Here is a 15,005-nt window from a genome sequence, read left to right as displayed (position 1 = left end):
ATAATTCAAACATGAATCCACTACTTTTTTTCATCGTTTTTTTAAGCGTTTTTGCTCTTATCAACTTCTATATATCAAGAAGGTTCATAGCTTATCTTGATGTCAAAGCAACTCATAAATTTTACTTCCATATTTTTTTATTTGTAAACTATCTTGGTATTATTGGCTACATGTTAGGGCGCTACTATCTAGATTTTGCTAACTGGCTATACTTTTTATTTTCACTTCCTATTGGTCTTCTTTTTCTGCTCTTTTGTACAGCTATCATTTATGACATCTCAAGAGTTATACTTAAAATAGCTCCTCTCTCAGCAAAAAGAAGAAACTTTTTTAAACGCTCCCTTGACCTCTCTTCACTGCTCCTAGCATCAACACTAAGTGCAAAGTCCATTTATAACGCAAGAGACATTAAACTCGAAAAAATAGATATAAAGATAAAAAAACTAAAAAAATCATACAAGATAGTTCAACTCAGCGACATCCACATAGGTGGGCTCATAGATAAAGCATTTATAAAAAATTTAGTTCTTAGAGTCAATGACATAAGAGCCGATTTAGTAGTCATTACTGGAGATTTAATAGATATAAAGATGGATAGAGGCAGAGATATTTTAGCAGAGCTTAAGCACTTAGAATCCGCTTACGGAACCTTTTTTGTAACTGGAAATCATGAATATTTTCATGATATAGCCAAAATAATAGAGAGCTTAAAAGAGCTTGACATAAGAGTTTTGGAGAATGAAAATATATATATTGGCGATGAGGGTGAGGGCTTTAATTTAGCTGGGGTTTATGATATCTTTGGATATAGAACTAAGAGTTATGTTCCTGATTTAAGCAAAGCGTTGGAAAATTTAAAAAACTCTCCAACGATTCTTTTAGCACATCAACCAAAATATATAGAAGAAGTGACTCATAGTGTTGACTTGATGTTAAGCGGTCACACGCATGGAGGGCAACTCTTCCCTTTTAGATTTTTAGTAAAACTTCAACAACCATATATTAGCGCCCTGCATCAACACAACAAAGAGTTGCAAATCTACGTAAACAAAGGCACTGGATTTTGGGGTCCACCCATGCGACTTGGTGCATGTAGTGAGATAACAGAGATAACTCTTATCCCTGCTCTTTAAGAAATCTATTTTTATATACGATTTAAACCCTTATTGGTAAATTTTATGATTCTCTTAATCTAATTCATTCCAAGGTATCTCATCAATAGTCCAGTCATATATAGGTTTATTTATGTTTATTTTCCAGTCTTGAGGAGTAAAAGTGAGAAGATTAACTGTTTTACTCCAGCTTTTGCCACTTGAATTTTTAGTTATCTTAAACTCATTATAAACATCTGGATTTCTTACTCCGCCTGTTAAAGAAATAATTCCCATAGCAAGACCAAATCCTCCAAGTGCTTTGGCTCCAGTTGGTGCAGAGCCACCACCTAATGTTCCAAGTGCCCCAGCAGTGTTTCCTATGTATCCCATACCACTTATAACGCCACTTGTGACTACATTTGTATCATTGCTTTTAATTTGTGTTTCTTTGAAGTAACTTTCTAAGATTTTTTTATCTTCTTCTGGTATTCCGTAGTATTTGTTTGGCATAACTACATTGTTGGTTCTTTGCAGATATTCATGCGCAAGTTCAATGTTACGCTTATAAAAATCTTTGCTTTTTGGAGGGTTTGCGTTTCTGAATTCATAATACTCTCTTCCCTGACCACAAGAGAGAAGACTTAAATCAACCGTGTAATCTGCTTTTTTCTTATCATGAATAACACTAAAACCCTCTTTTGTAAATGTGACTATCACTTCAGGCAATATATCACATCTTAAATACTGTTTGTCTTTTACAAATGCTGATGATATGCCATTGGCATCTGCATTTTCTTCTGTTATATCTTTAAATTTATTAGCAGTATGAGACTCTATAAATAGTGTTGGTTTTTCTCCATTTACAGAAGGCTTTGGTGAACCAGCAGAACATGCTGTAAATATTAAAGCACTTAGCGTGATTGAAGATACTAATTTAAGTTTTTTCATGTGTTTCCTTTGATTTTTTTTAACTGATGGTATTATTGCAATATATACCAAAATTATCATATTTTTTATTGATTATTTTTATTTTTTTGCAAAAGCAAAAAAAATTAAAGGCAACTTAAATAAATTTGAATCAGACAGCAAAGATATAGAACAATCTAAATCTGATAGTATGCTTGGACAAGCAAAAGGAGTTCGTGCGAATTATGCTAAAAATAAAGATATCTACTCTCAAAACGCAGAGTATGGGGAGGAGAGTAAGCAGCAAGCTACAAATGCAAAAATAGCGGCACAGGGTGGAATAGCGGCAGCGGTTACAGTAGATGTTAAAGATGCAAGCATGAAAGCGGCGGAACAGGCTGGGAATGTTGGAAGAAAATGGGACAATATTCATGATGCTAAGTTTTTGGAAAATCAAATAGCAGGCTTGGAGAGTGCTGGTGCGGATATGAGCGAATTCAAAGGGAAGGAAGGACTTGATTATTTAAAACAAATTGGTTCGTCTCAGGCTATGAAAGCGATGATGAAAGACAGTATAGTCGATGCTAACGGAAAAAGTGTCTCGTTCGCTACAGGCAAAGACGGACATGTGGGAATGGTGAGTGTTGATGGGCAGACAAAGATGGCAAATGGGGTCAGTGTCGAAACAGGAGGAGCGGTTGCCGCGCTGGCGGAAGGCTTTAATATGACCGAAGCGGCAATAAAAGATGGACATCATGTAGATATACAAAACGGTAAGCTGATTGGAAACAAAGCCTCTAAGGAAGCATTTATGAAACATATCGGTAATAACCAGAAAAACCAAGCTATGGTTACAAGTGCACCTGGAGAATTTCTAACTGTACTTCAAGATTTAGCCGAAGAGTTTACTCCTGAAGTAGTAGCGGATAATTTTGGAAAAGTGGCTTTTGCTGCGGTGATGGGAACGGCTGCAAAGAAGATGGTTGTTGATCCATTAAAGAAATCACTCCCACCTAAGAATACCAGTTCTAGCAAGGACATATCTGACAACTCCATAAGTAGCAACAGCAAGGAAAGCAAGGACTCCGTAAACCATGATAACACCTCCGAACACAGGAATAATATCAAAGATTATACTGAAGATTATCAAAAGAGTCAAGAATCAAGAGACAAGGAAATTCAAAACGCTTCAAATCTCAAAAAGCAAAGAAACAAGCTCTTTGAACAAGGTAAGGATACTTCTGCTCTTGACGATAAGATATCAGACTCTTATGAGAGAGCAAAGGGACATCAGGAGAATATGGATAAAGCAGACAGAAATATAAAAGCTGAAAAATATATAGCTTCTAAAAATATAGATAAAGAAGCAATGGATAGAAAAGATAAAAATGGAGGCAGTTCAAAAGCTGGATGGCTTTCAGCACTCGCAATGCCGTTAGTCAATGAACTAGCAGATGTGATGGGGGTTGATAAATCACAAAATTTAGCATTTAGCACAATAGAGGCGGGAAGTGAAATAATAGACGGAGGATTTACGGCTGCGTTAGATGTTTTAAAAGCTACAGGTATTGGCGGATTTAAGGCATTAAGGGGAGATGGTGATGCTGGACAATACTTCTCTAAAAATATGAGTTCGGCGGCAAGTAGCGTTATGAGCGGTTTCTCAAATGCGAATGAAACAATGGCGACATATGCGATAATGCAAGAGTTTAACAGACAACAAGCTGCCCCACAACATCAAGGCTTCTCTACTCTACCAAGCGGACATCACACTATGCAAGCAGTAAGCGCAGATATGCAACAACAAGCGGCACAAGCTCAAATCACTATGGCTAACAATACCCAAGCGCTTAGTTCAATCGCTCCAAACAGATCTTATGTCGGGTTGAGCATGACTGATGCAGACCAAAACCCTGTAAGTTTTACGACTGATAAGGCATCTCGCAACATGATGATAAATGGCTACAACACAGGTATGCCAGCTCAACAGTTTGGCTCAATGATGCAAAACCCTGAAGCAGTTAGTCAGTTTGCGAATGCTATCTCTCAGACAAGTTTCTCAAATGTTGAAGCATACAACGCTACAAACAACATTCTAATGGATATGAATGCTCAAACACAAAGAGCCAACATGCAACAAAAAATCCATAACAACGCAAGTGATACAAGAAACGCAATGCAACATAAAGAGTCACTTGAAGCAAATTCTCAAAAGAGTAAAGAAGAGTACGAAATATAGAGAGTTTGAGAGAGTTGCGTGATTAACGCAACTTTTCGATAGATGAAAATTTGACTTATTAGATTTAAATCATTATAATTTTGTTCGTGATGACTATATTATGATATGTTCGATGGAGCGGTAAAAGCTTTGAAGGTTAGAGGAGTAATTAACCTCTAACCTTTTTTTTTGCCCTCCAGAGAATATATCATAAGGGGGTCACTATGGATAAGTTAGTCATCACAATACTGCTTATGTGCATCTTTGCACCGTTGCTTAGGTAACGCCGAGGGGTTTATGCCCCTTGCCCCCTATTTCATTCAAAATTAGATTTTAAAAATTAGCAAAATAAAGTGCTTAGCACTTAGAGAAATTTTTAGTGTAAAAAGTGTCTTACTTCTGAGAAGTATAGACTCATACCAAACTCATTTGCGGCTTCTATGATTTCCTCATCTCTTATGCTTCCGCCAGGTTCTATTACGCTCTTTACACCAGCGGCTGCGGCTGCGTCAATGCTATCACGAAATGGAAAAAATGCTTCACTTGCAAGTGCTGCTCCTGTAACATCGAGCCCCATTGCTTTAGCTTTTTTCAAAGCACATTCTGAAGCATCAACACGACTTGTCATACCCATTCCAACCGCTACCATTGCAGAGTTTTTAACATACACTACACAGTTTGATTTTGTAAGAGATGCCACTTTGTAAGCTATCTCCATATCTTTTTTCTCTTGGCTTGTTGCGTCTCTAGTTGTCATTAGTTTTGCATTTTTTACTTCATCATTGTTTACTTTGTCAGCATCTTGATAGACAAAACCACCATCTATGTGTTTGAAGTCTTTAGCGTCATTTGCTAAGAGTAACTTCTCGCTTCCCATCTCAAATAGCTTGATACGCTTCTTAGAAGCAAACACCTCTTGTGCTTCTTGGGTAATACGACCTGCAATGATTACTTCTAAAAATATCTCATTCATTTTTAGAGCCAACTCTTTGTTCACAACGCCATTAACTGCAACAACTCCGCCAAAAGCAGAAACTGGGTCACACTTAAGGGCTTCTTCATAAGCCTCTAATAGAGTATCTTTTATAGCAAAACCACATGGGTTTCCATGTTTTGTTATACAAACAGCATTTTCAGCTCCAAAAGCAGAAGCAATTTTTACCGCACCGCTTAAGTCATTTAGGTTGTTAAAACTAGCTTCGCCTTTTAATGTTTTAAAGTTATCTGAGTAGTGTTTATCAAACTCATACAAAGCACCCTTTTGATGAGGATTTTCCCCGTAACGAGTATCCATTACTTTGTTTCCTACTATAAACTGCTTCTCTCCGAAACCACCGTTAAAACGAGTGTTCATATAGTTTGCTATCATACTATCATACGCTGCTGTATGCTCGTAAGCTTTTATCATTAGATTTCTTCTAAACTCTAGTGTATTTTTTTCATTTTCTATCGCATCGATAACTTTTACGTAATCATCTGCGTCCGTTACAATCATAACGCCATCAAAGTTTTTTGCAGCTGAGCGCACCATTGCAGGTCCGCCTATATCTATATTTTCAATAATCTCTTCAAAATCATCAGTCTTTTCAATCGTTGCTTTAAAAGGGTAAAGATTTACACAAACCAAATCAATAGCCTCAACACCTAACTCTTTTGCTTGGTCTAGGTGTGACTGTTTGTCGCGTCTATGTAGAATTCCGCCGTGAACAAACGGGTTTAGAGTCTTAACACGCCCCTCAAAACACTCAGGAAATTTTGTAACCTCATCTATCTCAATTGCTTTTATACCATTTTCTACTAATATCTTATATGTTCCACCAGTTGAGATAATCTCAAAACCATTTTTTACAAGCGATTTACAAAAATCAACTACACCACTCTTATCGCTTACACTTACCAATGCTCTTTTCATTAAAATTTCCTAAAAATAAATTCTCTAATTTTATCTAACTCGACTTTAGATAATGGTAAACTACAAGAAATTAACTTGAGAGATTTGATGAAAAATATAGCTATTTTATCCTCTGGCGGTGATGTAAGTGGAATGAATCCCGCAATTAAACACTTTGTTGAGTATGCATTACACAATGGACTCACTCCTTACTTTGTTTACAACGGTTTTGAGGGGCTAATTGATAACAAAATAACAAAAGCATCTCATAGCGATGTTGCTGGGATTATAAATCGTGGCGGTACAATTTTGGGCTCTTCAAGAAGTAAAAGATTTATGCTCAAGAACTACAGAGAAGTGGCGAAGAAAAATCTTGACGCTTTAGATATTGACATGTTAATCGTTTTAGGCGGAGATGGCTCTTTTAGGGGAATGGATATATTTTATAAAGAGCATGGTGTAAAGTTTTGTGGTATCCCATCAACCATAGATAACGACATAAACGGCACTATATACTGCCTTGGAGTGGACACAGCTCTAAATGTAATCAAAGACTCAATTGACAACATCAGAGATACAGCCTCCTCTTTTTCAAGAGCATTTGTAATAGAGACTATGGGGCGAGATTGCGGTTATTTAGCTCTTGTATCATCTTTATGTAGCGGAGCGGAACTCTGCCTTATACCAGAAGTAGAATATAATCTAAGTAGTTATGAAGATAGCTTTAAAGAGCAGATAAAAAACGGAAGAAAATATTTTATCGTTATAGTTTCAGAGGGTATTAAAGATAACTCAAAAGAGATTGCAGAGTGGCTTGAGCAAAAAGTTGGCATAGAGTCAAGAGTAACTGTTTTAGGGCATACTCAAAGAGGCGGAACTCCTAGCATATATGACAGACTTATGGCTTACAAGTTTGTAAATCACGCAATTGATGCCCTTCTTGGCGATATAAATTCAAGTGTTGTCTGCTATAGTAAAACTGGGTTTATTCATAAAGATATAGATGAAATAACAAGCCAAAAGTACATGTTAGACCCAGAGCTTCTTAGTTATCTAAAAAAGTTTTAAAATAATTTTTTAATTATCTTGATATGAAATAATTTTTTTCTGCTTTTTCGTTACAATAATCTTTTTTGAGAAGGTTGTATCTATGAAAAGCAGTGTTGTATCTATTCAAATAGGCAAAGTAAATGCTTATGGCAATAAAGAGAGTAGTGAATTTTTACAAAAGTATTGGGAGAGTGCCTCATTTAAAGAGGTAGTTGAGTCAACTGTTTTTGTTAGTAAATATGGCATAGTTGGCGATGAAGTAGCAGATAAAGTTCATCATGGCGGCTTGGAAAAAGCGGTTTTTGCAAATAGCTATGAGAACTACAAAGAGTGGGCAGAGTTCTTACATGTAGATGAGCTTCCCTTTGGTGCACTTGCTGAGAATCTTACCATCTCTGGATTACATGAGAGCAGCGTGTATCTGGGCGATACTCATAAAATCGGCTCAACTCTTTTGCAAGTTTCTCAAGCAAGAAAGCCTTGCTATAAAATCGCTAAAAGATGGAACAACAAAAAATTTACAAATGAGATTTATATAACTGGTCTAACAGGATGGTACTATAGAGTACTTCAAGAGGGAGAGATAATTGCTGGTGATGAAGTAGTTTTACAGAGCAGAGATGAAAATCAAGTATCAATACTTGACGCAAATATGGCATTTGCAAATCCTATACAGCATAGAGATATTTTGGAAAAAATTCTCTCAATTGACTCAATCGCTCCTAATTATAGAAGCAGTATTGAGAAGAGAATTTTAGGAGAATTTGCGCTTGAGTATATGAGAGTAGATTAGATATCTCTCTCAATTACTCTCTTGAATGTGTTAAAGTAGTTATCTTGAAGCTCTTTCATGCTCATTGAAACATTGTTTATTTTTACTATATCTCCGCCGACTGTTCCAAGTTTTTGACACTGCAATACTCCAGCCATTGATTCAAATGAAGCAGAGTTTTCTTGCTTTACTTCTATAATTGCACGGCTCATGCTCTCTGCAAAAATGTCTCTCTCATCATTTACGAGCATTCTAGCACTACATCCAAGCCCGCTCACAGCAGCCATCTTAGCTAACGCAATAGCAACACCGCCGCTGCTTGCATCTTTTGCGCACTCTAAGATGCCTTTTTTGTTTGCCTCAATTACCAAATCCCAAAGAGTAAGCTCTTTTTCATAATCAATCTCGGGAAGCACTCCAGCAACAACTCCACAAATCTCTTTCATATATAAAGAGCCGCCAAATTCAGAATTTGATTCTCCTACTAGATAAAGAGTATTTCCTTCGCCTTGAAAGCTTGACATCAAAACCTTGTTTTGGTCATCATTTACACCAACTGTTGCGATTGATGGAGTTGGAAATACAGATACACCATTTGTCTCATTGTATAACGATACATTTCCGCCAATTACAGGTGTTGTAAGAGCGCTACAAGCCTCTTTTATACCTAAACAACTCTGTCCAAACTGCCACATAACTTCAGGGTTTTCAGGATTTCCAAAATTTAGACAATCCGTTATTGCAAGGGGTCTAGCTCCACTCATAGCAACGTTTCTTCCAGACTCAATTACAGCCGCTGCAGCGCCGCCTTTTGGGTCTATATAGCAGTAACGAACATTACAATCAGCGCTCATTGCAAGAGCTTTTCCGTTCTCTTTTACACGAACAACAGAAGCGTCGAGCATTCCGCCTTTTTTAATAGTGTTAGTTTGTACCATTGAGTCATATTGCGTGTAAATCCAAGATTTATCTACAACTTCCATAGATTTTGTAAGTCTCTCGAATGCCTCTTGATTTGGAACTCTTGCAAAATCATCTATTGTTACAGAAGCAATTTTATCCAAGTAAGCAGGTCTGCTCATTGGACGGTTTAGAACTGGTGCCTCTTCACTTACAGGATTAACTGGAACCTCTGCAACTTTATCTCCATGCCAGAATAGTTCCATATTTCCAGTAGCAGTAACTTCACCAATTACTGCAGCATCAAGATCCCATTTTTCAAATATCTTGATAATTTCTGCTTCAGAACCTTTTTTTGCACAAAGAAGCATGCGCTCTTGAGATTCACTAAGCATGAAGTCATAAGGAGTCATCCCCTCTTCACGAGCAGGAACTCGGTCAAGATGCATAATCATTCCAGAGCCTGAACGTCCAGCCATTTCAAATGAACTTGAAGTAAGTCCAGCGGCACCCATATCTTGAATACCAACGACATGGTCAGTTTTAAAGAGCTCTAAACAAGCTTCTAGTAGAAGTTTTTCAGTAAATGGGTCTCCAACTTGAACAGTTGGACGAAGAGATTTTGACTCCTCAGTAAAGCTGTCACTGCTCATAACAGCTCCACCTAAACCATCACGTCCAGTTTTAGCACCAACATATATAACAGGATTGCCTATTCCATCGGCTCTTCCGTAAAATATCTCATCACTTTTTGCAAGTCCAAGAGTAAAAGCATTTACTAGGATATTTCCATTATAACACTCATCAAAACTTGTCTCTCCACCGATTGTAGGAACTCCCATACAGTTACCATATCCACCGATTCCAGCAACTACTCCACGAACCAGATAACGTTGATGTGCTGAAGTTTTGTTATCTTTTAAAACATCTCCGAATCTAAGCGCATTTAAGTTTGCAATAGGACGTGCACCCATAGTAAAGACATCGCGCATAATTCCACCAACACCAGTTGCAGCACCTTGATATGGCTCTATGAAGCTAGGGTGATTGTGTGATTCCATCTTAAAAACAGCAGCATAACCGCCACCAATATCTATAACACCAGCATTTTCCCCTGGACCTTGAATTACCCATGGCGCTTTTGTAGGGAAGCCGCTTAAGTGGACTTTTGAAGATTTATAACTACAGTGTTCACTCCACATTGCAGAAAAAATTCCGATTTCAACAAGATTTGGCTCACGACCTAAAATCTGTTTAATATGCGCATAATCATCGCCTGAAAGCTTGTGTGAAGATAGTACTTTTTCAATCTCTTGTAGTTGTTGGCTCACTGTGGAATCCTAAAAATTTAATTTTTGGTTTTTAAAGTGGGATTATATCTTAAAATAGTTAGCAAATAGATTTAATGAAAAGCAAAATCGGACTTTTTGCGAACATTTTTCTTGAGAGAAAAGATATTTTTATAGTAAATTTCTAAGATTTCATACTCTTTTTTCATAAGAGGAAGCTGGATTTTAAACTCATCAGAAACTCTCTTTCCAAGCATGACTTGTGCTAATGGAGAGTGTATGCTAATGAGACCATTTTCTGGCTCTGATTCTAAGACTCCACAGATTGTATAGACTTCCTCTTTATCACTCTCTAAATCTAAGATCCGAACACTGCTTCCAAAACTAACTTTTGTATGTAAGAGTGTTGAGGGGTCTATTATATGGGCTTTTTGTATCATTGCATTTAAATAAAACAATCTCTTGTCTATATGTCTTAACTTCTCTTTTGCTGCTTGATAATCTGCATTTTCACTTCTGTCTCCTAGTGCCGCAGCAACAAGCTTTTCTTGCGCTGTCTTCGGCTTTTCAACTTCAAGCAAAAATTTAAACTCTTCTATTAGGACATCATATCCCTCTATGCTCATTGGCTCTTGCATTTTAAAATTATTAATGCTCAAATCCAACTATATAGTAAGTATTTTTATTCTCTAATTTATCTACTTTTACTTTATATTTTTGGCTAAAGTGTTTTACTTTTTCATGTGCTTGTTCTATTGCTTCTGGCGAAGAAGAGTCTATTTTTATCTTAAAGTAATCATTTGAATTTGACATAGCCACGTAAGAGTCATCTACTTTTAAATGGTCGTTTAAGTCCATAATATGTTTTTGAATTTTTTCATACCCTGTTGTGTTAGTCTCAATTCTCTCTAATTGCTTTAACAACGCATCATTTGGTGAATATCCAAGCTGGGTAAGCATCGCTTCTTTTTGCATATTATTTTCCTTCTTTTAAATATTTAGAGAAAATAGTATCAAGTATTTGTAAATATTCAGTGCTTTTTTATGAACATATAAGTATTATCTTTGCAAATTATAATTTGCTATCAAAGAGAGAATTAAATGACTGATGAGATACTAAAAAAAATAAAACAACTCCCGCCACTCCCAGAGTCTGCTATGCAGATAGAAGCTGTTTATCAGGATCCAGATAGTACTTTTAATGATATGGTAAAAATTTTAGAAAAAGATCCCCTCTTAACAGCAGATATATTAAAAGCCGCTAACTCACCTTTATATGGCTTTAGTCGTGAAATAAACACTATAAATCAGGCAGTTGGTCTCTTTGGCATGGGCACCGTTAGAGGTTTTGCACTAGCTAGTATTGTCAAGAAGAGTTTTGTACTTGATTTATCTCCATATAATATTGATGGTGACATGTTCTCTGCTCTATCTAAAAAGCAACATGCACTTGTTACTTCATGGTGCTTAAGAAAAGAGGCTAAACTTTTAGGTATTCTCTCTCCTGCTGCTTTTTTAGTTGAGATAGGAAAAGTTCTAATCGCACAGCAAATCATATCTTCTAATAGTCAAGAAAAATTTAAAGAAGTACTAAATTCTCTTGGTGATGTTGAAGCAGCAGAGAGAGAAGTTACTGGTGTTGACACTCCAGAGGTAAGTGCTACTATCTTTGAGCATTGGAGATTTGAAACAGGATTGGTTGAGACGATACGAAACTGCCTAAATCCAGAAAATGCAAAAGATGATATTAAAAAAGCAGTACAAATTTTACAAGTTGCTCGCAGAGCAGTCCAGATTAATGGTTCTATCACAGAAGAGAGTATTGCTTCAGCTAAAGAGCTTATACTCAAATATAATCTTGATATGGAAAGTTTTGAAAAAGCTTTAGAGAATATCTGACTTTATGATGAAATCTCTTCTTATTAAGCTCACACATGGCTTTGATGAACAGGATATATCTGCTGATGAGCTTAAATTTGTTAATGATTTTTTAGCAAAAGAGTACATAACAAAAGATGGTACTCTCTACAAATTTAACTCAAAGTATCGTGCTGGAACTCTTGGTCTAGTCCAAAACGGCACTGCATATCTACATGTTATTGGTGAGTATGTTCGTGATCTCTTTATTGATGATGTAGAGAGTTCAAAAGCAAAAGAGGGTGACCTTGTAATAGCCCAAAGACTCCTTGGCAAAAGAGGCTCTCCTAGTGCGAAGATAGTTGAAGTCCTCGGTCGTGCGCAGACGTATAGCGTTGCTTATATCATTACAAAAGATGCAAAAAAATCATTAGTTGATTTAAAGACAGATTTTCCAATCGGCGTAGAAATAACTCAAGATGAGTTAGAGAGCTATAAAGATGGCGACGTTTTTAAAATCAATAATCAAGATTTTACTATTATGGAGCTATTAGGAAACATCAAAGACCCATTAGTTGATGAGAAGATTGTTTTAGCACACTACAACAAACATGATGCTTTTGAGCCTGAGGTATTAGAAATTGCATCCTCATTTACAGAGGTTGACGCTTCAAAGCATCCATTGAGAGTTGATTTAAGAAAACTTCCATTTTGCACGATAGACCCAGTTACTGCAAAAGATTTTGACGACGCAATTTATTATGATGAAAAAGAGAGTACTCTTTATGTTGCAATCGCCGACGTAAGCTACTATGTAGAGCCTTTTGGGGCGATTGACAATGAAGCAATTTACAGAAGTTTCTCCATCTATCTTCCTCATCGCTCTATCCCAATGCTTCCTCGTGAGCTGAGTGAAACACTCTGCTCACTACAGCCACATGTAGATAGACTAGCCTATGTTTTTGAGATGAAACTTGACTTAGAAACACTAGAAGTAAGCAGTTCAAAAGTTTATGAAGCCATTATCCATTCACAAAGAAGATTTAATTATGAAGAGGTTGATGAACTTTTTGAAGGCAACTTAGAGCCTCAAAATCCATCAGAAATTGAGATTTTTGAGTATATCCATAAATTGAGAGTTATTACTGATGCTCTCAAGGCTAAGAGACTAAAAATAGGTTATAACTTCCGCTCAAATGAACTTGAGATGTTCCTTGATAAAAATTCAAATATATCAAGTACTTCTTATGCAGAAGAGACTCCATCACATGCGCTAATTGAGGATTGTATGCTTCTTGCTAACAAAGAGGCTGCAAAGAGATTTACAAGAGGTATTTTTCGTATCCATGAGCCACCAAATCAGATGAAACTGCAAAATCTTTATCAAGAGTTAGCTGGAATTGGCATGTTTATAAATATCAAAAAATCTATAAAAGAAACGATAACAGAGATACAAAAACAAGCCGCCGAGATGAATCTTGTCTCCGAGGTAGATACACTGATTATACAGTCACAAATGCAAGCTAGATATGCACCTATAAATGCTGGACACTTTGGGCTTGGATTTGATGAGTACACACACTTTACTTCACCAATTAGAAGATACTCAGACCTAATCGTTCACAGACTTCTAAAAGCTATCAGTAATCATGATACAACTGAAGGCTCTTATGTTTTAAGAAATATAGAGTCACTCTGTATGAGTGTTAGCGAAAAAGAGAGAGAAGCCTCAACTATAGAGGTTGAATTTATGGCTAGAAAATTTGCTCGTTGGGCGGCGGAAAATATTGATGAACTCTTTAGTGCAAGAGTTACTTCAACTGACCCATTCTTTAAAGCTGAGCTTCATGACACAATCTCTGGTGCAAGATTTTACATCACACATAATCTTGACGCTGCTCTTTTTGATGATGTGAAAGTAAGAATAGACAAAGTAGATATCGCTAAAGCAAAAATCTATGCTTCTATTACAGAAATAGTAGAAAAAGAGATTTAAGTGTGTATAAGAACGAACTAGATAAACATATTAAAAACAACTCTCTCTCTACTAGTTTCATACTCTTTGGAGAGAGCACTTTTCTTATAGATAGATACACAGATATTCTCTCCATCAACGAAGGCGCATCTGTTTTAAAGTTTTATCATGATGAGTATAATTTCAACTCTGCAAAGGCTCATCTATCTCAAGCTTCTCTCTTTGGTGATCAAAATATTTTAATCATTAAAAGTGAAAAAAAAATTCCAAAAAAAGAGTTAGATATCTTAATAGAGCAGTGTGAAAAAGGCTCTGATAACATCTTTGTTTATGCATATTATGGAAGCGACTACACCTCTTATGCAAAACCACTCTCAAAAACAAAAACTATGCCTGTTAGATTTTTTCATCCAAGCCATAGCGAAGCTATAGCAAGTGTCGCTCAAATAGCGCATGAAAAAAATGTAAAGATAGACACCCAAGCCATAAACCATCTCTTAAATATACAAAATTCAGATATTGCGCTTGCGTGTAATGAGATAGAAAAGCTTAGGGTTTATGATAGAGCGATAACAACTAAAGATATTGATTCGCTTATTTTTGGACTTGCTCAAATTAATATAGATGATTTTATAAAAAAGATTCTAAACAAGAGAGATTTCAAGAGTGATTTGATGAGCCTTCTTGAGCATGGAGAAGATGAGATACGCCTCTTAACTGCCCTAACTTCTTACCTTACACAACTCTACATGTTTAATATTTACATAAGAGTAAATGGCGCACCAAACCCGATAGAAATCTTAGGATACAAGCCTCCGCCTCATGTAGTTGAAGAAAAAGCAACTCAAGCTATAAAAATCAAACCTAGACAATACTATAAACTTCACGAGCTACTCTTAGAGAGTGAACTAAAGATGAAAAGCTCACATGTAGATAAAAGTGCTATTTTGCTCTCTACTTTTATAAGAGTTCAACAGCTGCTTTAAAACTTGTTAATTATTTTTGATTTTTTTGTACTTAAATTTGGATGCTCAAAAAACAAAAAGAGTGATG

General features: G+C 36.3%; 12 protein-coding genes. 7 read left to right on the top strand and 5 right to left on the bottom strand.

Annotation, left to right across the window (positions count from 1 at the left end; genetic code table 11):
• Window positions 1-11 precede the first annotated feature (11 nt).
• Window positions 12-1,133: a metallophosphoesterase gene (locus SUDEN_RS02880; protein ID WP_011372186.1), complete on the top strand. Its 1,122-nt coding sequence runs from the start codon at window positions 12-14 to the stop codon at window positions 1,131-1,133.
• A gap of 54 nt (window positions 1,134-1,187) precedes the next feature.
• Here the strand turns inward: SUDEN_RS02880 and SUDEN_RS02875 are convergent, their stop codons facing one another.
• Entirely contained in the window at window positions 1,188-2,042 is an 855-nt protein-coding gene (locus SUDEN_RS02875; RefSeq protein ID WP_011372185.1) for a hypothetical protein, read from the bottom strand.
• A 169-nt stretch (window positions 2,043-2,211) separates the two neighbouring features.
• Between SUDEN_RS02875 and SUDEN_RS02870 the strand changes: the two genes are divergently transcribed.
• A complete protein-coding gene (locus tag SUDEN_RS02870; RefSeq protein WP_011372184.1) occupies window positions 2,212-4,239 on the top strand; it encodes a hypothetical protein in 2,028 nt (675 codons plus the stop codon).
• Between the two features lie 355 nt (window positions 4,240-4,594).
• On the opposite strand, the gene purH is transcribed toward SUDEN_RS02870, so the two are convergent.
• Window positions 4,595-6,130, bottom strand: coding sequence for a bifunctional phosphoribosylaminoimidazolecarboxamide formyltransferase/IMP cyclohydrolase (gene purH / locus SUDEN_RS02865; protein ID WP_011372183.1), 1,536 nt, complete (start codon window positions 6,128-6,130; stop codon window positions 4,595-4,597).
• Between the two features lie 87 nt (window positions 6,131-6,217).
• Here purH and SUDEN_RS02860 point away from each other — a divergent pair, with 87 nt between their 5' ends.
• Window positions 6,218-7,177, top strand: a complete 960-nt coding sequence (locus SUDEN_RS02860; protein WP_011372182.1) for a 6-phosphofructokinase — start codon at window positions 6,218-6,220, stop codon at window positions 7,175-7,177.
• Window positions 7,178-7,259: 82 nt separating this feature from the next.
• Window positions 7,260-7,952, top strand: coding sequence for an MOSC domain-containing protein (locus SUDEN_RS02855; protein WP_011372181.1), 693 nt, complete (start codon window positions 7,260-7,262; stop codon window positions 7,950-7,952).
• Here SUDEN_RS02855 and purL read toward each other — a convergent pair.
• The 3 genes from purL to SUDEN_RS02840 form a co-directional block, all read right to left on the bottom strand.
• On the bottom strand, window positions 7,949-10,162 hold the full coding sequence (gene purL / locus SUDEN_RS02850) for a phosphoribosylformylglycinamidine synthase subunit PurL (RefSeq protein WP_011372180.1): 2,214 nt from the start codon (window positions 10,160-10,162) through the stop codon (window positions 7,949-7,951). The genes SUDEN_RS02855 and purL overlap by 4 nt on opposite strands.
• Before the next feature lie 71 nt (window positions 10,163-10,233).
• Window positions 10,234-10,758, bottom strand: a complete 525-nt coding sequence (locus tag SUDEN_RS02845; RefSeq protein ID WP_011372179.1) for a GreA/GreB family elongation factor — start codon at window positions 10,756-10,758, stop codon at window positions 10,234-10,236.
• A 10-nt stretch (window positions 10,759-10,768) separates the two neighbouring features.
• Complete coding sequence (locus SUDEN_RS02840) at window positions 10,769-11,095, bottom strand: hypothetical protein (RefSeq protein WP_011372178.1); 327 nt, start codon at window positions 11,093-11,095, stop codon at window positions 10,769-10,771.
• Between the two features lie 126 nt (window positions 11,096-11,221).
• On the opposite strand from SUDEN_RS02840, the gene SUDEN_RS02835 reads away from it, so the two are divergent.
• Genes SUDEN_RS02835 through holA form a run of 3 tightly spaced genes read left to right on the top strand, consistent with a single transcriptional unit; the run spans window position 11,222 to window position 14,938 of the window.
• On the top strand, window positions 11,222-12,019 hold the full coding sequence (locus tag SUDEN_RS02835) for an HDOD domain-containing protein (protein ID WP_011372177.1): 798 nt from the start codon (window positions 11,222-11,224) through the stop codon (window positions 12,017-12,019).
• Window positions 12,020-12,023: 4 nt separating this feature from the next.
• A complete protein-coding gene (locus SUDEN_RS02830; RefSeq protein WP_011372176.1) occupies window positions 12,024-13,973 on the top strand; it encodes an RNB domain-containing ribonuclease in 1,950 nt (649 codons plus the stop codon).
• A 2-nt stretch (window positions 13,974-13,975) separates the two neighbouring features.
• Window positions 13,976-14,938, top strand: a complete 963-nt coding sequence (gene holA, locus SUDEN_RS02825) for a DNA polymerase III subunit delta (RefSeq protein ID WP_011372175.1) — start codon at window positions 13,976-13,978, stop codon at window positions 14,936-14,938.
• Window positions 14,939-15,005 lie beyond the last annotated feature (67 nt).

Source organism: Sulfurimonas denitrificans DSM 1251 (assembly GCF_000012965.1).
Taxonomy (GTDB): domain Bacteria; phylum Campylobacterota; class Campylobacteria; order Campylobacterales; family Sulfurimonadaceae; genus Sulfurimonas; species Sulfurimonas denitrificans.
The sequence above is the reverse complement of the archived record's forward strand: the minus strand, read 5'-3'. Positions and strand labels throughout refer to the sequence as shown.

Coding starts and splice junctions, on each gene's coding strand:
- SUDEN_RS02880 (WP_011372186.1), top strand. CDS start 12: ATGAATCCACTACTTTTTTTCATCGTTTTTTTAAGCGTTTTTGCTCTT.
- SUDEN_RS02875 (WP_011372185.1), bottom strand. CDS start 2,042: ATGAAAAAACTTAAATTAGTATCTTCAATCACGCTAAGTGCTTTAATA.
- SUDEN_RS02870 (WP_011372184.1), top strand. CDS start 2,212: ATGCTTGGACAAGCAAAAGGAGTTCGTGCGAATTATGCTAAAAATAAA.
- purH (WP_011372183.1), bottom strand. CDS start 6,130: ATGAAAAGAGCATTGGTAAGTGTAAGCGATAAGAGTGGTGTAGTTGAT.
- SUDEN_RS02860 (WP_011372182.1), top strand. CDS start 6,218: ATGAAAAATATAGCTATTTTATCCTCTGGCGGTGATGTAAGTGGAATG.
- SUDEN_RS02855 (WP_011372181.1), top strand. CDS start 7,260: ATGAAAAGCAGTGTTGTATCTATTCAAATAGGCAAAGTAAATGCTTAT.
- SUDEN_RS02845 (WP_011372179.1), bottom strand. CDS start 10,758: ATGCAAGAGCCAATGAGCATAGAGGGATATGATGTCCTAATAGAAGAG.
- SUDEN_RS02840 (WP_011372178.1), bottom strand. CDS start 11,095: ATGCAAAAAGAAGCGATGCTTACCCAGCTTGGATATTCACCAAATGAT.
- SUDEN_RS02835 (WP_011372177.1), top strand. CDS start 11,222: ATGACTGATGAGATACTAAAAAAAATAAAACAACTCCCGCCACTCCCA.
- SUDEN_RS02830 (WP_011372176.1), top strand. CDS start 12,024: ATGATGAAATCTCTTCTTATTAAGCTCACACATGGCTTTGATGAACAG.